Genomic DNA, 24,446 nt, shown 5'->3' on the forward strand with positions numbered 1-24,446 from the left:
GAAGTGCTACCACCGTAGCGCGCGTGCTTGTCCGCGCCGGAACGCGTTCGTCCCTGTGATATGAGATCCAGGCGGCTTCGGTCTGAAGCCGGTCAAAGCTGCCGGCCGTAGATGACGTAGACTTTATTGACATTGCTCTCGATCGTCGTTGCGATCGAAAGCATTCCGCGGTTGTCTTCCAGGATCCAGCCGATCTCGCCGCGTGTCGCTCCATAATGGTCGACCGCAGCCCGGCGTATGCGCTCGATCATCATGAAGGCGAGCTGGTTGGCCAGTCTCGACGTCTGGAGATCCTTGATCACCCCCATAAGCGGAACGCGCATGGTCCGCACCTTCGGCTTGCGGAGCCAGGAGAGGATCTTGATCCAGCCAAAGGGGAAGAGGGATCCATTTAGGTCCTTCGTTGCCTCGTTGAGGTCGGGAAGCGTGATCATGAACGCGACGGGCTTGCCGTCCAGTTCCGCAATCCGAATGAGATCGTCGAAGACGATCGGCTTCAGCTTCACGCCGACATCGCGAATCTCCGGCTCGGTCAAAGGCACGAAGCCCCAATTGTCGCGCCAGGCATCATTGAGAATTGCGAGGATGATTGCAGCCTCTTCGTCGAACTTCGTCTTGTCGGTGTGCCTGATGCGAATGCGAGGATTGGCCTCGCCGGACCGGATGATCCGCTGGACGATCTTCGGAAAGTCTTTGGTGATGTCGAGCTCGTAGGTGCGGAGCTGCTTGACCGGAGCATAAGCGGCGCGCTCGATCCACGCGCGATATTCCGGCCGGGCGTGCCCCATCATGATCGTCGGCGGGTGATCGAACCCATGCACGAGCAGACCCGGCTCCTCCCAGATCGACATGCTGATAGGCCCGAGCGCCCTCGTCATGCCCTGATCACGCAACCAGCGCTCTGCACGCGCCAGCAGGCTGACGAAGACGTCTTCCCGCTCGGCCTCCATCAAACCCCATTGGCCCACGCCCGGGCCGAAGCCCTGCTCGCGCGGCATGGTGAGGGCCAATGTGTCGATATGGGCCGAGATGCGGCCGACCACCCGATCGCCTTCTCGGGCGAGGAACAGCTGCGCCTTGGCGTGACTGAACCACCCATTCTTCTCGGGCGTGATCAGGCCGAGTGCTTCGCCCTTGAGGGGCGGCACCCAGTGCGGGTCGCTTCGGTAAAGCCGAAACGGCAGGTCGACGAATGCCTTGCGGTCGCCTTTGGTGGTAACCGGATTGATCGTGACGGTAGGCAAGCTTTCCCTTTCGCGTTGGATTGCCGGCAATGCTTCTCGCAGTCGAGCGGCACATTCTTGTGTGGCGGAGCGGATCGATTGCCTGATTTGGATGATACTGACGGCCAAGGCGATCAAAACCCGACTTCATTCGTAATCTTATCCCGGCGATAGCTCAGCGTTATCGTGACTCCTATTACGCCTGTAGCGATATAATCATAACAAGAGGCGCCGTTAGCCGTTAGTATAGGAAACGTTAGATGTGAGGAGTGTCGGATGCGATCGAACTTTGTTCTTGTGACGCTGGGCGCGACTACAGCGGGATGAGGAGCGACATCGCGCTTGTGGCATGCTCGGGTCGGACTTCGCCGAGCATAGGGGATGGTGCAGCGTTTAACCGGCGTAACGCGGTTCAGCCCAGTGACTGGTCATGCTGATGTCAGGTTCGCAAAGGCCGCAAAGCGGTGACCTCACCCGGCGTGAGTGGCGGATGGTCGTGCTCGCCGCATTGGGTGGCGGGCTCGAATATTACGACTTCATCGTCTACGGCATCTTTGCGCAAGCGATTGCCGCCGCCTTCTTCCCGGCCGCAGACCAGGTTGCATTGACGCTCGCTTTGGCGGTCTTCGCGGTCGGCTATCTGGCGCGTCCGGTCGGAGGGATGGTGTCGAGTCATTTCGGCGACCGATACGGCCGCAAGACTGTGTTCGTGATCACCGTTGCCACCATGTCCATCTGCACGCTCGGCATCGGGCTGATACCGACCTATGCGACCTGGGGCGTCGCTGCCACGTTCCTGCTCGTGTTGCTGCGCTTCGTGCAGGGCCTGTGCATCGGCGGCGAACTGCCCGGCGCGATCACGTTCGTGGTCGAGACAGCGGAGCGCAGGCCAGGCTTCGCCTGCGGGATCGTCTTCGCCCTCGTGAACGGAGGCGTGCTGCTCGCCGCCTTCGTCAATCTGGCGCTCGGCGTCTGCCTTTCTCCTGCGGCGATGCTCGGCTATGGCTGGCGGGTCGCGTTCGTGATCGGCGGCCTGCTCGGCCTCGTCAGCTTCTGGCTTCGTCGCAATCTGGGAGAAACGCCGGAATTCCTTCGGGTTCGTCACGATGCCGCTCGCCACCCGGTGCGAGAGGTGATGCGATCGCATCCGGGGGCGATCCTGCTCGGCTGCGCAGTGGCGGCGCTCACTGCCGCCTTCAATGGCCTGCTGTTCGCGCACATGCCCGCCTATCTCGTCCAGGTTCTCGATTACGATGGGCAGGCGGTGGCGGTCGCGATGAATGTCGCGCTTCTGGCTATGTCGCTGTCGCTGCTGACGGCATCATGGTGGGCGGACCGCATCCAGGCGCGATACCTGCTGCTCGCCTCTTCGGTGCTGATGCTGGTCGGAGCGCCGATCGCCTATCATGCGCTCGCGAGCGGCGGTACACACCTCATCCCGGTGCTGTCCTTGCTCGCGATCGCCGTGGCCGGTGCCAACGGCAGCTTCGCCTTTCTGATCGCCGGACTGTTCCCGGCTCGGCTGCGGTTCAGCGGGGTTGCTCTGTGCCTCAACATCAGCTTCACCCTGCTGAGCGGTCTTGGCCCGCTCGCCGCAAACGCGATGATCCAGGCAAGCGGGCGGCCGGCAGCGCCGGGGCTGATCATCGGCGTCGTTGCGCTGATCGGAGTCACTGCCAGCATCGTCCTCGGCCGCCGCGCCGCCCAAGAGAACCGGTCTCCGGGCAGCTGAGCCCGCTTGCTGCCGTGGAAGATCCGCGCTGCCTTTGAACGCTTTCCCGCCATGAAGGGCCGAAGCGGACTTTCCGGCATGGTGCAGCGTCAGCTTCCAGGCTTCGGTCGCCTGGTGGTCGCGGCGCGCCCATGAGCTCCGATCTGAGTCAAAGGCTTCGAAGCGGAACTGGCCTGACTGGCTTTCGGAGACCAGCGCGATACCCACCTGACGCACCGTCGGCGGTACCGTTGCCCACGGCTCGGGCAGGTGCCTCGTGTTCGACAGGGGAAGAGTTGGTGGAGCTGAGGGGAATCGAACCCCTGACCTCTGCAGTGCGATTGCAGCGCTCTCCCATCTGAGCTACAGCCCCACGCCTTTTTCGCGCAGTTCCCCACCGAGGGTGGGGCTGGGAAGGCGCTCCACTTAGCGAGGCTTTCGGCGTTGTGCAACGTGGCAATTGCCGTGCGTGTGGCGGAGTCGTTTCGCCGAAAGTTGCCCACAGCCCGGCTCTTCGGATCGGAACGGGTCCGCATTGTCCTTCGTTTGGCCTTCATTCCCGTAAGCGTGGCTTTCCGCGCTTTGGGTGCGGCCAGACACAGGAGAGTGAGATGGGCTATCGAGGCGACGACCGCTACGGCGGTGATCGTGGGCGCGACCGTGGCGACAACCGGGGCGAAAGCGCCGGCAACTGGCGCGGCGAGCGCGATGAACGGCATTACGGCACCCGCGACTGGGGCCGCGAAGGCGGCAGCTGGAATGAGGGCCGCCGCGAGAGCTCCGGCGGTGCCGGCGGCTATGGCGCTTCGAGCGGCCGCGAGCACGCCGACCGCAACTGGGACCGTGGCGGCAATCGCGACTATCTTGGCGGCGACGATGATCGCGGCTTCTTCGATCGCGCCGGAGACGAGGTCCGTTCGTGGTTCGGCGACGAGGAAGCGCAGCGCCGGCGCGAAGCCGACGAGCGCCGCTGGGAGCAGGAACGCGGCATGACCGGCGGACGTGACAATGATTATGGCCGCAACGACTACGGGCGAAGCGATCCCGCCCGCGAGCAGAGCCACGGCGGCCCCGGCACGCTCGGGGGAGGCGGCTTCGGCGGTGGCTGGGGCAACCAGGCCGGCGAGAGCTGGAACCAGGAACGGCCCGGCCGGCCGGGCTGGTTCAGCGATTCGGTGGGCGGCGAGCGCGGCCATCGTCAGGGAGGCTCCGGCGGCCGTGGCCGGTTCGGTGCCGGCGACGAAGGCGATCGCTATGCCCGCGGCGGCGGCGAGCGTTATGCGCGCAGTGGTGGCGGCGCCAGCGCCGGCGGTGAGCGTTACGAGCGCGGCGGCGGCCAAAGCGGACCTTCGGGCGCCGGCTATGCGAGCGGTGCCGGCGGTGATCGCCCTGGCATCGGTGGCGGCGGCTTCGACGCGCCCGGCGAATATGGCCGGCGCTTCGATCGGGTCGATGCTGGCAGCACCGGCACCCACGGCGCCCACCCGATGTCGGCGCCGGTCGGCGGCGGTTTCGGATCGACGATGAGCACCGGTCGCGAGGCGGAGATCCTGCGTCAGGCGGGCGCCTATGGCGGCCGCGAGCAGGGCCGTGGCGGCCATGGGCGTGACAACCCGCCCTCCATCCACGACCCGCATTATTCGGAATGGCGCCGTCGTCAGATCGAGGATCTCGACCGCGATTATGACGAATATCGCCGCGAGCATCAGTCGAAGTTCGAGCAGGAATTCGGCGGCTGGCGCTCGAAGCGCCAGGGCCAGCGCCAGCTGCTCAACCGGGTCGACGAGCATATGGAGGTCGTCGGATCTGACGGCAGCCATGTCGGCAAGGTCGACAAGGTCGCGGGCGATCGCATCATCCTCGCGAAGAACGACCCGAGCGCCGGCGGCATGCACCATTCGATACCCTGCGGATGGGTGGAGAATGTCGACCAGAAGGTGACGCTCAACCGCACTGCCGAGCAGGCCAAGCTCGAATGGCGCAACGAGGAGCGCAACCGCGCTTTGTTCGAGCGTCCGGATTCGGGCAGCGACGGCCCGCACGTGCTCAATCGCAGCTTCGCCGGCACCTATGAGGACGATGATCGCGATACCCGTCGCGGAGTCCTGAGCGGGCGCGGCGAGAGCGATCGCAGCGAGACCGTCGGCAGCAGCAACCCAACGGGCACAACCGGTTCGACGGGCACCCCCGGTTCCACCAGTACGACCGGTGTGACCGGCACTACGAGCCGCACCGACACGCCTGATCGCAAGGGCTGATCCTGTCGCGGCCGACCGGCCGCGCCGCGGCTGAGGACGGCTCGGCTGCCACGTGCAGCCGGGCCGTTTCCGCGACAGGACGCCCCGAAGCCGCAAGTCCGGCTTGTCCGGCCCCGGCAGCGCGTTCATGACTGCGGCACGATCGAAAGGGAGAGACGATGAGCAGCACGACCCGCGCCTGGCACCTGGCATCACGGCCCAAGGGCATGCCGACCGACGCCAATTTCGAGCTCAAGGAGGTGGCGCTCGCCGACCTCGCCGAGGGCTGGATCCGGGTCGACAATCAGTGGCTGTCGGTTGATCCCTATATGCGTGGGCGGATGAACGACGTGCGCAGCTACGTGCCGCCGTTCGAAGTCGGTGCCCCGCTGGAAGGCGGCGCGGTCGGAACCGTGGTCGAATCTCGCTCGCCCCACTTCAAGGAGGGCGACACCGTCTTCCACATGTTCGGCTGGCGCGAGTCGGTCACCGGCCCTGCCGAGAAGTTCAACAAAGTGCCGCCCCTGCCCGTCGAGGCGCACCAATGGCTCGGCAACCTCGGCCTCACCGGCGGCACGGCCTATTTCGGGTTGCTCCATGTTGCGGAGGCGAAGGAAGGCGACACGGTGTTCGTCTCGGCGGCCGCGGGCGGCGTCGGCTCGGCCGTCGTCCAGATCGCCAAGGCCAAGGGCATGACCGTGATCGGATCGGCCGGAGGCGCCGACAAATGCGCCTGGGTGCGCGAGCTCGGCGCCGACGTCGCCATCGATTACAAGGCCGAGCCGGTGGCCCACGCCCTGCTGCGCGCTGCGCCCAAGGGGGTGGACGTCTATTTCGACAATGTCGGCGGCGATCACCTCGACGCCGCCTTCGCTGCGGCCCGCAACAATGCGCGCTTCGCGATCTGCGGAATGATCGATTCCTACAATGGCGGCGAGCCGTACGCCTTCCGCTACATCATGCGGGTGATCGCCGCGCGGATAGCGGTCAAGGGCTTCATCTACACCGACTATCTGCCGCTGATGGGCGAATTCTACCGCGACATGGGCGGCTGGATCTCGGGAGGGCAGGTCAAGAGCCGCGAGACGATCCGCGAGGGCCTCGAGGCCACGCCGCAAGCGTTCCTCGATCTCTTCAGCGGCGGCAACATGGGCAAGATGCTGGTCCGGCTCTGACGACGGGTTCGGCACGCTTGCGCCGGAACGTCTCTATAATGAGCGGGAATACCAACGAAGAGACCTGACGTGCGACCTCTGACTGCTGCCTCCTTCCGCGCACCGATGCCGGCGGCGCCCAGCCGTATCATCATCGTCGACGACGATCCGTTGGTCGTCGACGTCGTCTGCGATTGCTTGGGCGCGCGTGGCCACATCGTCGGCGGCATGGCCGCCGGCGACAAGGCCTGCGGAATTATCGAGTTCAAGCAGCCGGACCTCGTCATCCTCGACTGCATGTTGCCCGGCAAATCGGGCATCGACGTGCTGCGCGAGATCCGGACGTCGCGGAGCGCCTGCACGATCCCGGTGCTGATGCTGACCAGCCGGCAGGGCGAAGCCGACGAACTGATCGCGGCCCGTGCCGGCGCGGACGATTACCTCCGCAAGCCGTTCGATCCGGATCAGCTCGTCGCCCGGGTGGAAGTGCTGCTGGAGGCCAACCGGGTCTGACGGGCTCGCGATGCGACTGTCGCCCAGACGTTGCTCGGGCTGAGCCTGTCGACGCCCTTCCTTTCCCTGGGTCCGGGCTCCTCAAGAGAAGGAGGGGGTCTCGACAGGCTCAGCCCGAACGCTTCAGGGAGGCTCAGCACCAACCGGTGCGAGGGAAGGCTCAGCCCGGACGCGGCACGGGTACGGTGCTCTTGTTCCCGCCCGGAGAGACTGCCCGCAGCAACGTCGCCGCCATCGCATTCAGCGGAGTCGCAATGCCGTGGCGCGTACCGAGGCGGACGATCACGCCGTTGCGCGCGTCTATCTCCATCGGCCGGCCGGCGAGCCTGTCCGCGAGTAGGGAATTGACCGAGTCCGCCGGGCCGGCGCGATAGCCGGCAACGACGTCGTCGGCGAGCCCGTCGGGAAGATCGGCCCCTTCGGCGCGACCGACCGCGATGCATTCGCGGATCAGGCCGCGCATCAGCTCGGCGACATCGTCGTTGCGGCTGATGCCCCCCGGCTGGAGGGTGAGGGCATTTACCGCGCCCGCGCAGTTGACCGCGAGCTTGCGCCAGGCGGCCGTGCGGAGATCGGGCGTGGTCGCGACTGCGATCGGCGTGTGCGCGAACAGGCTGACGAAGGCGCGTCCGGCCTGATCGTCGGCGACGAAAATCGAACCGGTTCTCCGCTGATGGATCCGCCCTGGGGCATTTCGCTCCGCCGGGATGTCGACGATTGCCGGTACGACACGATCATCCTCGACCAGTCCTTGCACGCGCGCGCGATGTTCGACGCCGTTCTGAAGAATCGCCACGCAAGTCGACGGAGCCATCAGCATCGGAAGCCATGACGCCGCCGCTTCGCTGTCATAAGCCTTGGTGGCGATCAGCACCCAATCGACAGACCGAGCCTCTGCCGGGCTGCTCCAGACGGTCACCCGAGGCGAGAGCGGTCCGGACGGGGTCTCTACGTGCAGCGACTGGATCGGCGTTCGAACGCATAACGCAACGTCGAGCGCCTCGTTCTGCGCCAGCCAGGCCGCGGCCGTCCCGCCGATGGCGCCCGCGCCGATCACCGCAATCCGTGTCATGTCACCTCCACCGTGGGGGCCCGTCTACGAGGCCGAGCCGTGTCCGCCAAGTGCGGCTTCAGCGCCGCTGCGGCCCTGTCCCTGCGGGAAGAACGGCATCGATCGCGCCCGATTGGAGGAAGCTGTCGCCGCCGAGCGCGCGGTAGAGTGTCACCCGGTTGGATGCGGCGGTGAGGCGGGTGGTCACCAACGTGAGGTCCGAGTTGTAGAGATCGCGCTGCGCCTCGAGGCTGGTGAGGAAGGGATCGATGCCGCCGCGATAGCGCGCCTCCGTCAGCCGGTAGGTGTCGGCGGCGGCGTCGCGCTGGGCAAGCCGCGCACGCAGCTGCTCGGTCATCGTTCCGTTTCGGGCGAGCGCATCGGCGACTTCGCGGAATGCGATCTGGATCGTGCGCTCGTAGGTTGCGACCGCGGACGCGCGCTGCGCCTCGGTAAGGCGGACCCCGGCACGCCCGGCACCCGCGCGGAAGATGGGGTAACTGACGTCGGCGCCGCCGGTCCAGTTGAAGCCACCGCCCGAGATCAGGCCGGTGAGCGCGTCGCTGGCGAAGCCGAGAAGCCCGGTGAGCGAGATGCGCGGGAACAATGCAGCCCGCGCCGCGCCGATTTCCGCATTGGCGGCGCGCAGCTGGAACTCCGCTTCGACGACGTCGGGCCGGCGCAGCAGAATCGTCGACTCGAGGCCCGCAGGCAGCTGCGCGACGGTCGCTGCCGCCTCATCGATCGAGGCCGGCAGCAGCGCCGCATCGATCGGTGTACCGACGAGCAATTGCAGCAGGTTCACGTCCTGGGCGAGGGCGGTGCGCTGCTCGGCGATGTTGGCGCGCGCAGCCTCCAGGATCTGTTCGGCCTGGCGAAGGTCGGTGCGCGGCGCAATCCCGCCTTCGAGACGGGCGCGGGTCAGGCGGACGGTGCTTTCGGCGCTGACCGCGGTTTCCTGCGCGATCTTGAGCAGGCTCGCGTCGGCGCCGTAGGTCAGCCAGGCGTCGGCGATGTCGCCGACCAGCGCCAGCCGTGTCGTCCGCGCGGCGGCTTCGGTGGCGAAAAAGCGGTTCTGCTCTGCGCGGGTGAGCGCGGCGACTCGGCCGAACAGATCCAGCTCGAACGCGGTGATGCCGAGATCGGCGGTGAAGCTGGTGTTGGCGCCGCCGCTGCCGCCGCCGCCGGATCCGGTCTGATCGACGCCGCGATCGGTGACGGTCGCCCCGGTGCTGACGCCGACTTCGGGAAAGCGTTCGGCGCGCTGGATGCGGTATTGGGCGCGCGCCGCCGCGATGTTGGCTGCGGCAATGCGCAGATCGCGATTGTTGAGCAGCGCCTGCTCGACCAGCGACTGTAGGCGCGGATCGCGGAAGACGTCGCGATAGGTGAGGGCGGGCAGTGCCGCCTCGCTTTGCTGCAGATAGGCGTCGCCGACGGGCCAGGAGGGCGGCACGGGCGAGGCCGGCTGGACGTATTTCGGCTCCATCGAGCAGCCGGCGAGCAGCGCCAGAAGGAGGAGGGGCGTCCGCCTCATGCCTTGGCCTCCGGCTGCGGAGCGGCCGTGGGGGGCTTGCGGCGCAGCTTGGCAAAGGCGTCGCGCGTGGTTCGCCGGACGAGCACGAAGAACAAGGGAATGTAGAAGAGCGCGAGCAGGGTCGCCGTCAGCATGCCGCCGATCACCGAGGTGCCGATGGCGATGCGGCTGTTGGCGCCCGCACCGGTGGAGATGGCGAGCGGCAGCACGCCGAAGATGAAGGCGAGGCTGGTCATCAGGATCGGACGAAGGCGGATTCGGGCGGCCTCGATCGCAGCCTCGATCACGCGCTTGCCTTCCTTCTCGGCACGTTCGGCGAATTCGATCATCAGGATTGCGTTCTTCGCCGCGAGGCCCATCGTCGTCAGCAGCCCGATCTGCAGATAGACGTCGTTCTGCAGCCCGCGCAAAGTGACGGCGAAGATCGCACCGACCAGCCCCAGCGGGATCACGAGCAGCACCGCGACCGGGATCGACCAGCTTTCATAGAGCGCCGCCAGGCACAGGAAGACGACGATCAGCGAGATCGCGTAGAGGAAGGGGGCCTGGCCGGCCGAAAGCCGCTCCTGGTAGGAAAGGCCCGACCAGGCGACGCTGGTGCCCGGGATCTGCGCCGCGAGCTCCTCCATGCGCCGCATCGCGTCGCCCGAGCTCTGTCCTTCCGCCGGTTGGCCCTGGATCTCGAACGAGGGAATGCCCTGGAAGCGGGAGAGGGTGGTCGGAGCGGTCGCCCAGCTGGTTTGCGCGAAGGAGGAGAACGGCGCCATCTGCCCATTCTGGCCGCGGACGAACCATTCGTTGATATTTTCCGGGCTGGCGCGGAAAGGGGCATCGCCCTGAACATAGACGCGCTTCACCCGGCCGCGATCGATGAAATCGTTGACGTAGCGTCCGCCCCAGGCCGTCGAAAGGGTGGAGTTGACGTCGCCCTGGCTCAGCCCGAGCGTCGCCAGCTTTGCCTGGTCGAGATCGACCTTCAGCGTCGCCACGTCGGGCAGTTCGCTCAGGCGGACCGAGGTCAGAGCCGGGTCGGAATTGGCGAGCTGCAGCAATTTCTCGCGCGCCGCGGCGAAATCCTGCGGAGACATGCCGCTGGCATTCTGCAGCTGCATGCTGAAGCCGGAGGATTGGCCGAGGCCGCGGATCGCCGGCGGCACCAGCGCGAAGACCTGGGCGTCGCGGAAGCCGCGGAATGCACCCGAGGCACGCGCAATGATCGCGTCCGCGCCATTCTCCTTGCCCTTGCGCTCCGACCAGTCGGTGAAGTTGATGAAGCCCTGGCCGGTATTCTGGCCGCTTGCGCCGCCGCCGCCGCCGCCACCGGTGACGGTGAACAGGGTGCGGACGTTGTTCGCTTCCTTCTCGCGGAAATAGCGTTCGACGGCGAGCTGGACTTCCTGGGTGCGGCTCTGGGTTGCCCCGGCAGGAAGTCGATACTGGACCGAGGCGGCACCCTGATCTTCGGTCGGCAGGAACCCCGTTGGCAGCTTCAGGAACATCAGCACCAGCAAGGCGCAGACGCCGGCGTAGATCAGCAGGAAGATCCACTTTCGGTTGACCACGGTGGTGACCGAGCGTCCGTAGCGGTCGACGCCGCGCTCGAAGGTGCGGTTGAATCGATCGCCGCTCCCGCGGACGAAGTTCACCAAACCGGGGACATGCCGACTGAACCATCCCGGTGGCCGTTCCGCGTGCGCATGGCGGGCTTTGAGCAGGGTGGCGGTGAGCGCCGGGCTGAGGATGAGGGCGACGAACACCGACAGCACCATCGCCGAGACGATCGTCACCGAGAATTGGCGGTAGATGACTCCGGTCGATCCACCGAAGAAGGCCATCGGCAGGAACACGGCGGAGAGGACAAGCGCGATCGCGACCAGCGCCACCTGGATCTGCTCCATCGACTGGATCGTCGCCTCGCGCGGAGTCATGCCGGGATTCTCGTCGAGCAGGCGCTCGACATTCTCGACGACGACGATGGCGTCGTCGACCAGCAGGCCGATCGCGAGCACGAGCCCGAACAGGGTCAGCGTGTTGATCGAGAAACCGAGCGCGTAGAAAACGGCGAACGTGCCGAGCAGCACCACCGGCACTGCGATGGTCGGGATGAGGGTCGCCCGCCAGCTCTGCAGGAAGACGAACATCACGATCACGACCAGGATGATCGCCTCGATGAGCGTTTTCACCACCTCTTCGATCGACAGGCGGATGAAGGCGGTGGTGTCGTTGGCAAACGCATATTCGAAGCCGGCCGGAAAGCCGCGGGAAATCTCCTCCACCTTGGCCTTGACGAGGTCGGACGTTTCGAGCGCGTCGGCGCCGGGCGCGAGCGAGATGGCGATGCCGGCGCCGGGATGGCCGTTGACCCGGCTGACCGCATTGTAGCTCTCGGCGCCAAGCTCGACCCGGGCGACGTCGACGAGGCGCACGGCCGCGCCGCTGGTCTCGGTCTTGAGGATGATGTTGCGGAATTGCTCTGGCGTCTGCAGTCGCGACTGGGCGGTTACCGTCGCGTTCAGCATCTGCTCGCGCGGCTGCGGCTGGCCGCCGATCTCGCCGGCGGCAATCTCGGTATTCTGCGCCTGGATGGCCGCGATGACATCGCTCGGCATCAGCGCGAAGCTGGCGAGACGGTCGGGATTGAGCCAGATGCGCATCGCATAAGGCGCACCGAACACATTGGTCTCGCCGACGCCTGGGATGCGGGCGATCTGATCCTGCATGTTGGACGCCATCCAGTCGGAGACGTCCTGGTTGGTGCGCCGATCAGTGGCATCGTAGACGCCGATGATCATCAGGAAATCGGGATTGGACTTGGTGACTCGGAGACCCTGCTGCTGCACCTGCTGCGGCAGGCGGGAAAGAGCCTGCTGGACCTGGTTCTGCACCTGGACCTGAGCGATGTCCGGATCGGTGCCTTTCTCGAACACTGCGGAGATCGAGACCGAGCCGCGCGACGTCGACGAGGAGCTGAAATAGATGAGCCCGTCGATGCCGGTGAGCTGCTGCTCGATGATCTGGGTGACGCTGTTCTGGACCGTCTCGGCCGAGGCGCCCGGATAGCTGGCGCGGACGTTGACCTGGGGGGGCGCGACATCGGGATATTGCGCGATCGGCAGAGCGAAGATCGATCCGAGCCCGAGCAGCATGACGATGATCGCGATCACCCAGGCGAAGATCGGGCGATCGATGAAGATGCGTGACATGCCGGCCTAGCCGCCCTTCGCCTGGCCGCCCGCAGCCGTGCCGCCGGTGCTCTTTTTGGGGGGCTCGATCCGCTGCGGCGTGGTCGCCGGCACCGGCCTGACGGCAATGTCGGGGCGGAGATTGGCGGTGCCCTGGACGATCACCTTGTCGCCAGCCGCAAGACCCTGTGTCACCACCCAATATCCACCTTCGGTGCGCTCGGCGACGACGGTGCGGGCGACGGCGCGATTGCCCGGCCCGACGACGTAGACGGTGGCGTTGCCGCGCGGATCGCGGGAGAGGCCCGCCTGCGGAACGAGGAAGGCCTGAGTATCTATCGCCTGCGCGAACGACGCGCGAACGAACATGCCGGGCAGCAGGATTCCCTCGGCATTGGGGAAGCGTGCGCGCAGGGTGACGGTGCCGGTGCTTTCGTTGACAGTCACTTCGGAAAATTCGACGACCCCGGTCTGGCCGTAATCGCTGCCGTCTTCCAGCGTCAGTCGGACGACGGCGCGGGTGGGCGCGGCGCCGCCCTTGGCGAGTGCGCGGCGGAGCGTCAGCAATTCGGCGCTCGATTGCTGGATGTCCACATAGACCGGATCTGTGCGCTGGATGACTGCGAGCGGCTCGGCCTGGTTGGTCGTCACCAGGGCTCCTTCGGTGAAGAGAGACCGGCCGATCCGCCCGGTGATCGGCGCTGGCACGCGGGTGAAGCGCAGATTGATCTGGGCGGTGCGCAACTGAGCATTGTTCTGCGCGATTGCCGCCTGCGCCTGCCGCGCCTGGGCGGCGGCATCGGTATATTCCTGTTCGGACACCGCCTGCATCTGGGCGAGTGGGCGAAAGCGCGCCGCGCGGGTCTGGGCGGCCTGCGCATTGGCGCGCGCGCTCTGCAGATTGGCCTGCGCCTCCGCGACCTGTGCCTCGTAGATGCTCGGGTCGATCTGGTAGAGGGTCTGCCCCTGGCGGACGATCGATCCTTCGGTGAACAGCCGCTTGCGGATCAGCCCGGCGACCTGCGGCCGCACTTCCGACGACTGGAAAGCGGTCACACGGCCGGAGAGCTGAGTGACGACCGGAACGTTGCTCGGCTGGATGACGACGAAGCCGACCTGCGGTGGACCGCTCGGGCCACGGCCGCCTTTCTTGTCCTGAGCCTCACCGCCGCCGCACGAAGCAAGCAGCAATGCTATCGCGGCGGCGGCGCTCGCGCGGCGCCCGCCCATTCGAGGATCAAAGAAGTTCAAATATCCACCGCTGCTGCCGGTGTGCGGGTGCGCCGGCCTGGCGTTCCAAACTCGTCTGCCGAAGAGTGGTTGCATCCGTTCCGTCGGTCTTGAGGAATATCAACAGCGTGGGCGCTATCGATGAGGACGCTCTTCACCAGCGTCTCTCTGAACCCCCGGTTTACAGGCACGTTCTGTGCCGCGAAACATGGACCAAAGGCGGGGCACCTTCAAAGCTCGGCAGAGGAGCCGAGCGCCTCCGGAGCGCGCCGGGGAACGGCGCATACGGACGCCAAGCGTCGACATGGTCCCGCATTGATCGGGCGGCGAACCTGGAAGCGCCGCAAGTATCGAGGTTGCAGCCGGGTGCAGCGCAGCATGAAGTGGCGATGGTCACGCGAGCTGTGGCCATTGTGAAGGATTACGCGAAGGCGTATGATCACCATTCCAATGCAAGACAATGCCGGAGACGTCTCATGGCCATTGCTCGACCTGCGTATGTGGATGTTTCAGAACCGAAGTTCGAAGTCCGCTCTATCACTGGGAAAGACATACGAGAATCGCTTTCCCAGGGTTGGGCCGACTTTCTCGAGAAGCGCGGCGACCTCATCTTCATCGGCATCTTCTATCCCCTCATCGGCATCGTGACCGCCGCCGTCGCGCTCGGCGGGTCGCTGCTGCCGCTGTTCTTCCCGCTTGCTGCCGGTGTCAGTTTGCTGGGGCCGGTCGCCGCGACCGGCTTCTACGAGCTTGCGCGGCGCCGTGAGGACGGGCTTGAATGCGAATGGTCGCATTTCCTCGAGGTTCGCAAACGGCCGGCCTGGGACCGGATCCTCGCGATTTCGACGATGCTGATCGCGATCTTCGCCTTGTGGGTCGCCGCCGCCGGCGGCCTGTACACGGCCTTGATCGGTGAGGTGCCGGCAAGTCTGGAAGGGTTCCTGCGGGCGATCTTCACCACAAGCGAGGGATGGACCCTGATCGTCGTCGGCAATCTGCTCGGCTTCGCCTTCGCGGTGACCGTGTTCACCTTGAGCGTCGTGTCGCTGCCGATGCTGGTCGATCTCGACGTCAGCGCACGAACCGCGATCGAGACCTCGGTGCGAGCGGTGATGCTCAACAAGTGGATGATGGTGCGCTGGGGCCTGATCGTCGCCACCCTGCTGGTGATCGGATCGATCCCCTTCTTCATCGGGCTCGCCGTCGTCCTGCCGGTGCTCGGCTATGCGACCTGGCACCTCTATCGGCACATGGTCGTTCATTGAGCGCGCCGCGGCGCGTCTACGGCGCCCGCGCTGAAGAGCTTCTGCAGAGCTCTCCCGAACGGCGCGAGGGTAACGGACGTCGGCCGTTCTATGTCGCGGAAGCTCCGGCAGGGCGCGTGACCGATGCGAAACCGGCCAAGGTCCGTCAGGGTGCCGCGCGTTGTCCGGTGATCGGGGCGCTTATGGCAGCCGTCGGCACTGGCTTCGCGACAGCTGGGGCGGGAGCCGGAGCCGGGAAGGGCAGAGGCTTGGCTCCGATGGTGGCGAGGTAGGCGAGCAGATTGGCGCGGTCGCGTGGGTTGCGCAGGCCGGCGAAGCTCATCTTGGTGCCGGGCACGGCCCGCGCCGGGCCGGCGAGGAAATGATCGAGCGCCTCGTAGGTCCACTGGCCGCCGGTGGCGGTCAGGGCCGGCGAGTAAGCGAATCCGGGCTGGCGCGCGACCGGGCGGCCGACGATCGCCCAGAGAGTGGGCCCAACCCGGTTCGGCCCGCCCGCCTCCAGGCTGTGGCAGGCGGCACAGGCTTGCGCGGCGCGCTGACCGCGCGCCGCATCGGCCGAGGCGAGCAGGGTCCCAAGATCGGCCGGCGCGGCGATCGCGGCGGCGGCGGCGCTTGCCGGCAGCGCCGGCGGTACCGCTTTGTCGATGTTGCGGATGTACCCGATCATCGTCGCCCGTTCGCCTGGCTGCTCTGCCCCGGTCGGCCACTCGCGTTGGGCGGCGGCGAGATCGACCGGGGCGACCCCCTCAATGGGATAGCCCCGGGTTTCCGGATAGTCCGGAGTCATGACGATCCCGGAAAACCAGTAAGCGAAGCCGGCGACGAAGCAGGACGTGCCGATCGCGGTGGCGAGCCTGGTTGTCTCCCAGCTCGGCATCTCAACCCGCTCCGCCGAGAAAGATGATGCGAGTCCAGAAGGTGTAATCCGCTTCGATCCACATCAGGAAGACCAATGTTCCAAGCGCGAGCGGGGGCACCAGGATCGCGTAGACCAGCGCCATCCTTTCCCATGCCATGTGCATGAAGATGGCGAGGATCAGCCCGGCCTTGAGCAGCATGAAGGTGATGATCAGCACCCAGCGCGCCACCCCTTGCACCTGAAAGAAGTCGACCAGGTAGGAGAGGGTGCTGAGCACGAACAGATAGGCCCAGACCTTCAGATAGACTCCGATCGGATGGGTCTGACCGTGATCGGCCGGCGGTGCGGCGCGGATGTCGGCTTCGGAAGCTGGATGGACGGCGTGGTTCATCTTTCCTCACCACAGGTAGAAAAATGCGAAGATGAAGACCCAGACGAGGTCGACGAAGTGCCAGTAGAGGCCGGCGATCTCGACCGCGCTGTAATCGCCGCTCCGTTCATAATGGCCGCGCCACACCTTCAAGGCGACGACCAGCAGGATGATCACCCCGCCGGAAACGTGGAGGCCATGGAAGCCGGTGATCATGAAAAAGCAGGCGCCGAACTGCGCCGCGCCCCAGGGATTGCCCCAGGGCCGCACGCCCTCGTGGATCAGCTTCGACCATTCGAAGGCCTGCATGCCGACGAAGGTGGCGCCGAGCAGGGCCGTCGCGAGCATCAGGCCGGCGGTCACCTTGCGGTTGCGGCGGTAGCCGAAATTAACCGCCATCGCCATCGTGCCGCTCGAGCTGATCAGGACGAAGGTCATGATCGCGATCAGGATCAGCGGGATCGGCTGTCCGCCGAACGACAAAGCGAAGACTTCGCTGGGATTGGGCCAGGGCTGAGTCACCGAGGCGCGCATCGTCATGTACGAGACCAGGAAGGAGGAGAAGATGAAGGTGTCGGAGAGCAGGAAGATCCAGATCATCGCCTTGCCCCAATGGACGTGGCGGAAGGTCTCCTGATCGGCGGACCAATCGGTGGCGAATCCGCGCAGGGCGGCCGGGACTCCGCCCGGTTCGGCCTCCGCTGCCACCTGTCCCTGCTCCATGCCTCAGCTCCTCAGGTCGATACGAACAATCCCATCATCACCAGCCACACCAGCAGCATATAATCCCAGTAGCGCGCGCACAGCTGCACGGCGCGGACGATGCCGGCGCCGCCGGCGAGAACGCGTTTTCCGGTCAGCGCCCAGGCGGCGAGGCCGCCAAGGATGTGCAGGCCGTGGAGCCCGGAAATCAGATAGAAGAAGGCAGTCGCGGGGTTGGCCGCCCAGACCGGAGCTGCGGACGCGGGGGCGGCGGCGCGCACAGCGCAGGCTGCGTCGCCGAGTGCGAGTGCATGGGTGCAATCGTCGAGGATCCGCCACAAAGCGATCTGCCCGGCGAGAAAGGCGATTCCGAGGAGGCCGCCGACGAGCAGCAGCGCGCGCGACGCAAGGCTGGGCCCGGCCCGGGTTGCGGTCAGCGCGGCGTGAAAGACGATGCTGCTGGCGACCAGCATCGCCGTGTTGATCCACAGCAACGGCGGCTCGCCGACTGCGTGCCAGTGGCTGGCGCCGTGGCTGCCGCTGCCCGCCTCGGCACCGCCATGCGCGCCCATCCGCATCAGATAGGCCGCGGTGAGGAGGACGAAGAGCATCGTCACCACAAACAGGAACAGGCCGAGGCCGATCCCCTTGTCCCACGGGCCGGGGCGTTCGTCTGGCCGCGCCCGCGCTTCCGCACCGAGCCCGGGCGAAAGCCACGGTTTGTCGGTGAGCGCCGCGAACAGGCTCATGACGGGTGCGGCTCGGCGGTGCCGCCGGGCGCCTCGTTCTGCGGGATGAAATCGCGCGCCGCGCCGGGCACGCTGTAATCATAGGCCCACCGATAGACGGTGGGGAGCGTGGCCCCCCAATTGCCATGGCCGGGGGGAGTCTCCGCGGTCTGCCATTCGAGCGAGGCCGCGCCCCAGGGATTGGGATCGGCCTTCGCGCCGCGGAACAGGCTGACGATCATGTTGTAGAAGAACAGAGCCTGCGCGGCGAACACGATCCCGGCAGCGATCGTGATCCCCATGTTCGCGTAGTGGACGGACTGGGGGATGAAGACGGTCTCGCCGAGTGCGTAATAACGCCGCGGCACGCCGAGCATGCCGATATAGTGCATCGGCAGAAAAATCGCATAGGCGCCGATGAAGGTGATCCAGAAATGGAGCCGGGCCAGCCGCTCGTCCCACATCCGTCCGGTGATCTTGGGATACCAGTGATAGATGGCGCCGAAGATGACGAGCACCGGCGACACGCCCATCACCATATGAAAATGGCCGATGACGAAGAAGGTGTCGGACAGCGGCACGTCGACGCTGACGTTGCCGAGGAACAGGCCGGAAAGGCCGCCATGGATGAAGGTGAACAGGAAAGCGATGGCGAACAGCATCGGCACGTGGAAGTGGATGTTGCCGCGCCACAAGGTGAGCAGCCAATTGTAGACCTTGATCGCGGTCGGAATGGCGATGATCAGGGTGGAGGTGGCAAAGAAGAAACCGAAATAGGGGTTCATGCCCGAAACGTACATGTGGTGGGCCCAGACGAAGAAGCTGAGCGCGCCGATGATGATGATCGCCCAGACCATCATCCGATAGCCGAACAGGTTCTTGCGGGCGTGAACCGATATCAGATCGGAGACGATGCCGAACGCGGGCAGGGCAACAATATAGACTTCCGGGTGGCCGAAGAACCAGAAGAGATGCTGGAACAGGATCGGCGAGCCGCCGGCATGGCCCAGAGTCTTGCCCATCGAGACGATCGTCGGAACGAAGAAGCTGGTGCCCGCGATCGAATCGAACACCGTCATGATCGCCGCGACGAACAGCGCCGGGAAGGCGAGCAGACCCATGATGCTGGCGACGAATATGCCCCAGACACTGCACGGCATCCGCATCAGGGTCATGCCCTTGGTCCGCGCCTGCAGCACCGTCGTCACGTAGTTGAGGCCGCCCATGGTGAAGGCAACGACGAAGATCGCAAGCGAGGCCATCATCATCAGGATTCCCCAGCTCGCACCGGGCGTCCCTTCCAGGATCGTCTGCGGCGGGTAGAGGGTCCAACCACCGCCGGTCGGTCCGCCGGGCACGAACAGGCCGGCGAACAGCACGATCACCGAAAGCAAATAGAACCAGTAGCTCAGCATGTTGACGAAGGGGAACACCATGTCCCGAGCGCCGATCATCAGCGGGATCAGGTAATTGCCGAAGCCGCCGAGCAACAAGGCGGTGAGCAGGTACACGACCATGATCATGCCGTGCATGGTCACGAACTGCAGGTAATTGTCGGGCTGGATGAACTGAAACTGGCCTGGCAAGGCGAGCTGCAGCCGCATGATGAACGACAGCACCAGCGCGAAGATGCCGACACCGATCGCGGTTACCGCATATTGGATCGCAATGATCTTGTGATCCTGGCTCCAGACATATTTGCCGACCCAGCTCTTGGGATGATGGAGCGGCCGGAGGTCGTCTGCGATCGTTGCCATCAGCGGGCCATCCTTGCTGAAGCCAGTGTTTCCGTCGAAGGCGTATCGCGGCTGGCGAGCTGCACGCGCGCCTGCTCCGCAGAGGCGAGGATCTGCCCGTAGGTCATCTGCTCGGCGAGCCACGCGTCGTAAGCGGGCTGCTGGTCGACCACGACGGTGCCGCGCATCTGGTAATGGCCGACGCCGCACAATTCCGCGCACAAGATCTCGTAAGTTCCGCCGACCGTAGGGGTCATCCAGAAATAGGTGACGATGCCGGGGACGAGATCCATTTTCGCCCGGAATTGCGGCACGTAGAAATCGTGCAGCACGTCCTTGGATCGCAGCACCACCTTCACCGGACGATTGATCGGCAGGTGCAACTCGTTGGTCTCGACCAGCACGTCGTCGCGGGCATAGGGATCGCGTGGGTTGAGGCCGAACGGATTGTCGTCGCTGACATGACCGATCGATGCCGATCCGAGTACCCCGTCGGCGCCCGGATAGCGGAACGCCCATTGCCATTGCTGACCGGTCGCCTCGATCACCGCCGCGTCCTTGGGCACCGTGACATATTGGTTCCAGGCGATCAGACCGGGGGCCAGCATCCCGGCGATCCCGATCCCCGTCCAGAAGGTCAGCCGCTTCTCGAGCTTGGTGTTTTCAGGCTCGTAATGGGCCTTGAGGCCCGGGCGATGCCGATATTTCATCAGCATATAGGCCAAGAAGAGGTTGAGGATGATGAAGGCAGCCGCGCAGATCAGCAAGGTGACGTCGAGCGCCGTGTCGATCGATCCCCAGTTGGAGGCCAGCGGCGTCTGCCACCATGGACTGAGGACATGGAACAGCACCGATCCAACGACCAGCAAGGCGATGGCTATGGCGACGTACATGTTCTCGGCGTCCTCGCGGGCACACGGGTCGACGAGCCTGACGGGGTTCAGCCGACACGCGGGAACCAACGCAACATTGATCTAGATTATAGGGGAAATTACCCGGAGGGAAGAGTGCGTTTGAAAATGCAGAATCGGGCGGGGAATCAATACAGTCCAGCTCGACTCTTCAACATCAACTCAACGCTTCTAACCGTTTCCCGATCTGAACGAGATCTTCGACGAAGCGCGCATATTCCTCTTCCTTGTTGTCGCGGACTCGCAAGAGGAAGCTCGGATGGACGGTCACCCAGGTCTCTCCGCCGTCGCGTGCCTGCTGGGCCTGGCCGCGCATCGAAGAGATCGTCACCACCCGCCCGAACAGGGATCGCGCGGCGGTGGCGCCGAGCGCCACGGTGATTTGCGGGCGCAGCAGGCTGCGTTCCTGATCGAGCCACCAGCGGCACGCATCGATCTCCCCGCCGTCTGGCTTGGCATGGATGCGCCTCTTGCCGCGCCGCTCGAACTTGAAATGCTTGACCGCATTGGTGACATAGGCCGCCGAGCGGTCGATCCCGGCCTCGCCGAGCGCACGATCGAACAGCTGGCCTGCCGGGCCGATGAACGGCCGCCCGGCAAGATCCTCCTGGTCGCCCGGCTGCTCGCCGACGAACATCAAGGGCGCATCGAGCGGGCCCTCGCCGAACACCGTCTGGGTGCCGTCGCGGTAGAGGGGGCAGCGCGTGCAGGCCATCGCCTCGGCCCGGACGCCCTCCCAGGCCACGCCGGCATTGCCGCCGATATCGTCCCTCGATCGATCCACCATCCGTGCCTCGCGCGCCTGCGCTCCTGCGATGAGCTCTCCGACCAACGCCGTTTCCGGCATGTTTTTCCAATATTTGCGCGGCATCTCCTTGACCATTGCACCGATCTTGAGGCGGGCGGGGTTGAAGATCGACGCATAATAGGTCTTCCACGTCTCCTCGATTGGATCGCCGTTCGGGGCATCTGCGCGGCTGGCGCCTGGGCTCTCGGTAAGCCGTGCGCCGTCCCAGTGAACCGACAGTTCGGGCGTGAGGATCGACCAGCGCATCGACGCGAAGCGGCGGGCGAAGAAGGGCGCGCCGGCGCGGACGATATGGTGTTCCGGCTCGAACCAGGCGACGAAGCGGCTGCCGTCGGCGTCTTCGGCTTCCCGGAAGCGGACGAAGGCGTGCATCTTGTGGATGTCGCGGCGCACGCCTTTGGCCATGATCTCGAGCCGTCGGACGAGCGGATCGGCAGCATCGTCGAGCACGCGCGGCTGATCGCGCACCCGCAGCAGCAACGCATAGAGCAACGAGAAGCGCTCGGGATCGCTGTGACAGATGACCGTTTCGGCCAGCGCGACGAAGCCGCGCGGCACCGAGAAAGCGGGGGCGCCCTGGGCGGCGGCAGATCCTGGCGCGACAGGTCCGGCCGCAGCGGCGAAGAGATCACCGGCGCTTTCGCCGACGCGCCACGCGACGTCCTGCGGGGCGACGCGGGCACCGGCAAGGCTGCGCGCCGCATCGCGCCAGCCGTCGAAATCATCCTCTTCGGCAAGAGTCACGAGCCGCATCGCATACCCCGTCCGGAACATCCCCTATTCGTGCCGCACCCCACCATGGCTACCGGTCCTCGCAAGCGTGACGAAGCGGGGAACGACGATGGAGGAAAGATGTGCCGCGTGTACTACGCTGGCACGGGGATTTCGCGGCCGCCTCACCGAAGAAGCGCTCTGCGGCCTTGCCGGAATGGGACGGCGCAAGCGCATCGACGCATCGTGCTTCGTGGTTGCGGCGATCAGCCCGAAGCCGATCTTCCGGGTTGCCATCCAGGTGACGTCGACTTCCGGCATGATGCTGTCGTCGACCTCGACCTCCTCGCCGGGAAAGCCGGGCAGGACGCTGCCCGACGTCTCGGTAGGGCTCACCATGATCCCGCGTAGGCGCACTAGGACGTCGCCCGCCTCGGCCGCCTGCGCCGATTGTGCACATGCCGCCGCTGCGGCGCGCGCGATAGCTACTCGTTCCACTGTCCGTGCCCTCCTTGGAATGTCTGGCTGGCACAGGGCTAGGCGGGGCTGTCGGCGAGCCCATTGAGCTCGCGCAAAATGCCGGCTGAGCAGTCAGGCACCGAACAGCTCGAGCTGCTGGGTTTGCGGCTTTACCCACTTCGTCAGATCGGCACGGTCGGTGAGCAAGGTCGGGCGCCAATCCTCGGTGACGATGAACGGCCGGATCTTGGCGAGCGAAACACTCAGCCGGGCGACATCGTCGAGCCGCAGGCGGCGCCAGCGCCGGCTGGTGACAATGCGGTTGACCGCCTTCACGCCCAGACCGGGAATGCGGAGCAGGGTCTCGCGTGGCGCACGGTTGATGTCGACCGGGAAATTGTCGCGATACTTAAGCGCCCAGGCGAGCTTGGGATCGATGTCGAGCGGCAGCATGCCGTCATCGCCGGCGGCGTTGACCACGTCGACCGGCGTGAAGCCATAGAAGCGCATCAGCCAGTCAGACTGGTAGAGGCGGTGCTCACGCATCAGCGGCGGGCGGTTGAGCGGCAGCACGGCGCTGGCGTCCGGAATCGGCGAGAAAGCCGAATAATAGACCCGGCGCAGCCCGAACCGATCGTACAGACTGCTCGCCTTGAGCATGATGTCGCGATCGTTGGCACTGTCGGCGCCGACGATCATCTGGGTCGATTGGCCCGCCGGCGCGAACGATGGCGCGGACTTGTAGCGCTTCTTGGCATCTTGCCGGTCGTCGATCGCGAGCTTGACGTCCTTCATCGCGCCTTCGATGCGCGTGCCGTCCTTTTCGGGCGCAAGCCGCTGCAAGCCGCGCTCGGTTGGCAGCTCGACGTTGATCGACACGCGATCGGCATGGACCCCGGCAAGCCGAACCAGTTCCGGGTCGGCGTCCGGAATCGTCTTCAGGTGGATATAGCCGCGGAAATCGTGATCCTCACGCAAGGAGCGCGCGACCTCGACGATCTGCTCCATCGTGTAGTTGGACGAGCGGATGATGCCGGAGGAGAGGAACACGCCCTCGATATAATTACGCCGATAGAAGGAGAGGGTGAGCTGCACCACCTCCTCGGCCGTAAAGCGCGCGCGACGGACGTTCGAGCTCTTGCGGTTGATGCAATAATGGCAATCGAAGATACAGCTGTTGGTCAGCAGGATCTTGAGCAGAGAAATGCAGCGCCCGTCGGGAGCGTAAGCGTGGCAGATGCCCATGCCCTCGGTGGAGCCGATCCCCTTGCCGTCGCGGCTGTCGCGCTTCGACGTGCCGGACGAGGCGCAGGACGCATCGTATTTCGCCGCGTCGGCGAGGATGGCGAGCTTCTCGCGGGTGTCGAGGCGGGACATCTGTTCCAGATATGTTCTGGAGGTGCGCCTGTCTACTGGCCTAAAGGCCTAAGCTGCGGTGCATGCACGAAAAAAGGGCGGCCCCATGAGGCCGCCCTTCGATCGTTAGAGGAGAAGCCCGCTTAGAAGCGGACGCCGAGGCCGACGAGCATCTGGTGACCGTCCACGTCCAGCTCGTAGTTCGAGTAGCGATACTCGACCTGGCCGTAGAAGCGCGGCGAGAAAGCGAGCTCGACACCCGCGCCGACGCGGGCGCCGTCGAGGTGAACGTTGTCACCCGGCGTGTCGACGCCGAGATTGGTGTAGCCGGCGAGCGCGTAGACCAGAGCCTTGTCGCCGGCCTTGACGCCGAAGCGGCCGGTAACCGCGAGGTCGCGCGACAGCGCGTCCTCGTCGCTGCCCTGCCACTCGACGGTTGCGCCGGCGACAGTCTTGCCGAGATCGAAGTCGTAGCCGGCGTTGACGCCGTAAGTGAAGGTGCTGGTTCCAGCGAAATCGTCGTCGACGAAACCGGCGGTCGCACCGATGCGGGCGCCCGAAAACTCGGCTGCGTAAGACGGCGTCGCGAGGGCAAGCGCCGCAACGGACGCGAGAACGAACTTCTTCATGTATCTGACTTTCGTAGGATTGTTCTTGATTAACTAATACCGGCCGAGGACCAGCCGGGGTGACGGCGCATCTA

20 protein-coding genes and 1 tRNA gene are annotated in these 24,446 nt (G+C 65.6%); 5 read left to right on the forward strand and 16 right to left on the reverse strand.

Going from position 1 to position 24,446, the window contains the following annotated elements; translation table 11 throughout:
• Nucleotides 1-92: 92 nt before the first annotated feature.
• The gene (locus C7I55_RS10480; RefSeq protein ID WP_106512873.1) at nucleotides 93-1,244 is read right to left on the reverse strand and encodes an N-acetyltransferase; all 1,152 of its coding nucleotides are present in this window, start codon (nucleotides 1,242-1,244) and stop codon (nucleotides 93-95) included.
• Nucleotides 1,245-1,653: 409 nt separating this feature from the next.
• Between C7I55_RS10480 and C7I55_RS10485 the strand changes: the two genes are divergently transcribed.
• On the forward strand, nucleotides 1,654-2,955 hold the full coding sequence (locus C7I55_RS10485) for an MFS transporter (RefSeq protein ID WP_199192785.1): 1,302 nt from the start codon (nucleotides 1,654-1,656) through the stop codon (nucleotides 2,953-2,955).
• 276 nt (nucleotides 2,956-3,231) lie between these two features.
• On the opposite strand, the gene C7I55_RS10490 is transcribed toward C7I55_RS10485, so the two are convergent.
• A tRNA-Ala gene (locus tag C7I55_RS10490) sits at nucleotides 3,232-3,307 on the reverse strand.
• A 238-nt stretch (nucleotides 3,308-3,545) separates the two neighbouring features.
• Between C7I55_RS10490 and C7I55_RS28800 the strand changes: the two genes are divergently transcribed.
• The 3 genes from C7I55_RS28800 (at nucleotide 3,546) to C7I55_RS10510 (ending at nucleotide 6,838) form a co-directional block, all read left to right on the forward strand.
• Nucleotides 3,546-5,192, forward strand: coding sequence for a DUF2171 domain-containing protein (locus C7I55_RS28800; RefSeq protein WP_233222150.1), 1,647 nt, complete (start codon nucleotides 3,546-3,548; stop codon nucleotides 5,190-5,192).
• A 158-nt stretch (nucleotides 5,193-5,350) separates the two neighbouring features.
• The gene (locus tag C7I55_RS10505) at nucleotides 5,351-6,346 is read left to right on the forward strand and encodes an NADP-dependent oxidoreductase (protein WP_106512874.1); all 996 of its coding nucleotides are present in this window, start codon (nucleotides 5,351-5,353) and stop codon (nucleotides 6,344-6,346) included.
• Between the two features lie 69 nt (nucleotides 6,347-6,415).
• Nucleotides 6,416-6,838: a response regulator transcription factor gene (locus C7I55_RS10510; protein WP_233222151.1), complete on the forward strand. Its 423-nt coding sequence runs from the start codon at nucleotides 6,416-6,418 to the stop codon at nucleotides 6,836-6,838.
• 160 nt (nucleotides 6,839-6,998) lie between these two features.
• On the opposite strand, the gene C7I55_RS10515 is transcribed toward C7I55_RS10510, so the two are convergent.
• From C7I55_RS10515 to C7I55_RS10530, 4 genes are read right to left on the reverse strand one after another with little or no spacing between them, the layout of a single operon-like run.
• A complete protein-coding gene (locus tag C7I55_RS10515; protein ID WP_106512875.1) occupies nucleotides 6,999-7,910 on the reverse strand; it encodes a 2-dehydropantoate 2-reductase in 912 nt (303 codons plus the stop codon).
• A 58-nt stretch (nucleotides 7,911-7,968) separates the two neighbouring features.
• Complete coding sequence (locus C7I55_RS10520) at nucleotides 7,969-9,426, reverse strand: efflux transporter outer membrane subunit (RefSeq protein WP_106512876.1); 1,458 nt, start codon at nucleotides 9,424-9,426, stop codon at nucleotides 7,969-7,971.
• Complete coding sequence (locus C7I55_RS10525) at nucleotides 9,423-12,629, reverse strand: efflux RND transporter permease subunit (protein WP_106512877.1); 3,207 nt, start codon at nucleotides 12,627-12,629, stop codon at nucleotides 9,423-9,425. Before C7I55_RS10525 ends, C7I55_RS10520 begins: the two co-directional genes overlap by 4 nt.
• A 6-nt stretch (nucleotides 12,630-12,635) precedes the next feature.
• Nucleotides 12,636-13,838 (reverse strand): efflux RND transporter periplasmic adaptor subunit, encoded by a 1,203-nt coding sequence (locus tag C7I55_RS10530; protein WP_106512878.1) that lies wholly within the window; start codon nucleotides 13,836-13,838, stop codon nucleotides 12,636-12,638.
• Between the two features lie 476 nt (nucleotides 13,839-14,314).
• Between C7I55_RS10530 and C7I55_RS10535 the strand changes: the two genes are divergently transcribed.
• Nucleotides 14,315-15,103 carry a DUF2189 domain-containing protein gene (locus tag C7I55_RS10535; protein WP_106512879.1) on the forward strand — a complete coding sequence of 263 codons (789 nt, stop codon included), beginning with the start codon at nucleotides 14,315-14,317 and terminating at the stop codon, nucleotides 15,101-15,103.
• Between the two features lie 145 nt (nucleotides 15,104-15,248).
• On the opposite strand, the gene C7I55_RS10540 is transcribed toward C7I55_RS10535, so the two are convergent.
• From C7I55_RS10540 to C7I55_RS10585, 10 genes are all read right to left on the reverse strand, one after another.
• Complete coding sequence (locus tag C7I55_RS10540; RefSeq protein WP_199192786.1) at nucleotides 15,249-15,980, reverse strand: c-type cytochrome; 732 nt, start codon at nucleotides 15,978-15,980, stop codon at nucleotides 15,249-15,251.
• Between the two features lies 1 nt (nucleotide 15,981).
• Complete coding sequence (locus C7I55_RS10545) at nucleotides 15,982-16,353, reverse strand: cytochrome C oxidase subunit IV family protein (protein ID WP_106512880.1); 372 nt, start codon at nucleotides 16,351-16,353, stop codon at nucleotides 15,982-15,984.
• Nucleotides 16,354-16,359: 6 nt separating this feature from the next.
• Nucleotides 16,360-17,055 (reverse strand): heme-copper oxidase subunit III family protein, encoded by a 696-nt coding sequence (locus tag C7I55_RS10550; RefSeq protein WP_106512881.1) that lies wholly within the window; start codon nucleotides 17,053-17,055, stop codon nucleotides 16,360-16,362.
• An 11-nt stretch (nucleotides 17,056-17,066) separates the two neighbouring features.
• Nucleotides 17,067-17,783 (reverse strand): cytochrome c oxidase subunit 3, encoded by a 717-nt coding sequence (locus tag C7I55_RS10555; protein ID WP_106512882.1) that lies wholly within the window; start codon nucleotides 17,781-17,783, stop codon nucleotides 17,067-17,069.
• Nucleotides 17,780-19,519, reverse strand: coding sequence for a cytochrome c oxidase subunit I (locus C7I55_RS10560; RefSeq protein ID WP_233222152.1), 1,740 nt, complete (start codon nucleotides 19,517-19,519; stop codon nucleotides 17,780-17,782). The genes C7I55_RS10555 and C7I55_RS10560 overlap by 4 nt, the downstream gene beginning before the upstream one ends.
• Nucleotides 19,519-20,391, reverse strand: a complete 873-nt coding sequence (locus tag C7I55_RS10565; protein ID WP_106512883.1) for a cytochrome c oxidase subunit II — start codon at nucleotides 20,389-20,391, stop codon at nucleotides 19,519-19,521. Before C7I55_RS10565 ends, C7I55_RS10560 begins: the two co-directional genes overlap by 1 nt.
• 175 nt (nucleotides 20,392-20,566) lie before the next feature.
• Entirely contained in the window at nucleotides 20,567-21,970 is a 1,404-nt protein-coding gene (locus tag C7I55_RS10570; protein WP_106513206.1) for a UdgX family uracil-DNA binding protein, read from the reverse strand.
• Nucleotides 21,971-21,994: 24 nt separating this feature from the next.
• Nucleotides 21,995-22,426 carry an OmpW family outer membrane protein gene (locus C7I55_RS29465; protein ID WP_408640596.1) on the reverse strand — a complete coding sequence of 144 codons (432 nt, stop codon included), beginning with the start codon at nucleotides 22,424-22,426 and terminating at the stop codon, nucleotides 21,995-21,997.
• A 93-nt stretch (nucleotides 22,427-22,519) separates the two neighbouring features.
• A complete protein-coding gene (locus C7I55_RS10580) occupies nucleotides 22,520-23,764 on the reverse strand; it encodes a putative DNA modification/repair radical SAM protein (protein WP_106512885.1) in 1,245 nt (414 codons plus the stop codon).
• Nucleotides 23,765-23,886: 122 nt separating this feature from the next.
• Nucleotides 23,887-24,372, reverse strand: a complete 486-nt coding sequence (locus C7I55_RS10585; RefSeq protein WP_106512886.1) for an outer membrane protein — start codon at nucleotides 24,370-24,372, stop codon at nucleotides 23,887-23,889.
• Nucleotides 24,373-24,446: the final 74 nt, after the last annotated feature.

It is taken from the genome of Allosphingosinicella deserti, assembly GCF_003012735.1.
GTDB lineage: Bacteria > Pseudomonadota > Alphaproteobacteria > Sphingomonadales > Sphingomonadaceae > Allosphingosinicella > Allosphingosinicella deserti.

Bases quoted from the DNA above. Each gene is read 5' to 3' on its own strand.
- C7I55_RS10485 (WP_199192785.1), top strand. From the start codon at position 1,654: ATGCTGATGTCAGGTTCGCAAAGGCCGCAAAGCGGTGACCTCACCCGG.
- C7I55_RS28800 (WP_233222150.1), top strand. From the start codon at position 3,546: ATGGGCTATCGAGGCGACGACCGCTACGGCGGTGATCGTGGGCGCGAC.
- C7I55_RS10505 (WP_106512874.1), top strand. From the start codon at position 5,351: ATGAGCAGCACGACCCGCGCCTGGCACCTGGCATCACGGCCCAAGGGC.
- C7I55_RS10515 (WP_106512875.1), bottom strand. From the start codon at position 7,910: ATGACACGGATTGCGGTGATCGGCGCGGGCGCCATCGGCGGGACGGCC.
- C7I55_RS10520 (WP_106512876.1), bottom strand. From the start codon at position 9,426: ATGAGGCGGACGCCCCTCCTCCTTCTGGCGCTGCTCGCCGGCTGCTCG.
- C7I55_RS10525 (WP_106512877.1), bottom strand. From the start codon at position 12,629: ATGTCACGCATCTTCATCGATCGCCCGATCTTCGCCTGGGTGATCGCG.
- C7I55_RS10530 (WP_106512878.1), bottom strand. From the start codon at position 13,838: ATGGGCGGGCGCCGCGCGAGCGCCGCCGCCGCGATAGCATTGCTGCTT.
- C7I55_RS10535 (WP_106512879.1), top strand. From the start codon at position 14,315: ATGGCCATTGCTCGACCTGCGTATGTGGATGTTTCAGAACCGAAGTTC.
- C7I55_RS10540 (WP_199192786.1), bottom strand. From the start codon at position 15,980: ATGCCGAGCTGGGAGACAACCAGGCTCGCCACCGCGATCGGCACGTCC.
- C7I55_RS10545 (WP_106512880.1), bottom strand. From the start codon at position 16,353: ATGAACCACGCCGTCCATCCAGCTTCCGAAGCCGACATCCGCGCCGCA.
- C7I55_RS10550 (WP_106512881.1), bottom strand. From the start codon at position 17,055: ATGGAGCAGGGACAGGTGGCAGCGGAGGCCGAACCGGGCGGAGTCCCG.
- C7I55_RS10555 (WP_106512882.1), bottom strand. From the start codon at position 17,783: ATGAGCCTGTTCGCGGCGCTCACCGACAAACCGTGGCTTTCGCCCGGG.
- C7I55_RS10560 (WP_233222152.1), bottom strand. From the start codon at position 19,519: ATGGCAACGATCGCAGACGACCTCCGGCCGCTCCATCATCCCAAGAGC.
- C7I55_RS10565 (WP_106512883.1), bottom strand. From the start codon at position 20,391: ATGTACGTCGCCATAGCCATCGCCTTGCTGGTCGTTGGATCGGTGCTG.
- C7I55_RS10570 (WP_106513206.1), bottom strand. From the start codon at position 21,970: ATGCGGCTCGTGACTCTTGCCGAAGAGGATGATTTCGACGGCTGGCGC.
- C7I55_RS10580 (WP_106512885.1), bottom strand. From the start codon at position 23,764: ATGTCCCGCCTCGACACCCGCGAGAAGCTCGCCATCCTCGCCGACGCG.
- C7I55_RS10585 (WP_106512886.1), bottom strand. From the start codon at position 24,372: ATGAAGAAGTTCGTTCTCGCGTCCGTTGCGGCGCTTGCCCTCGCGACG.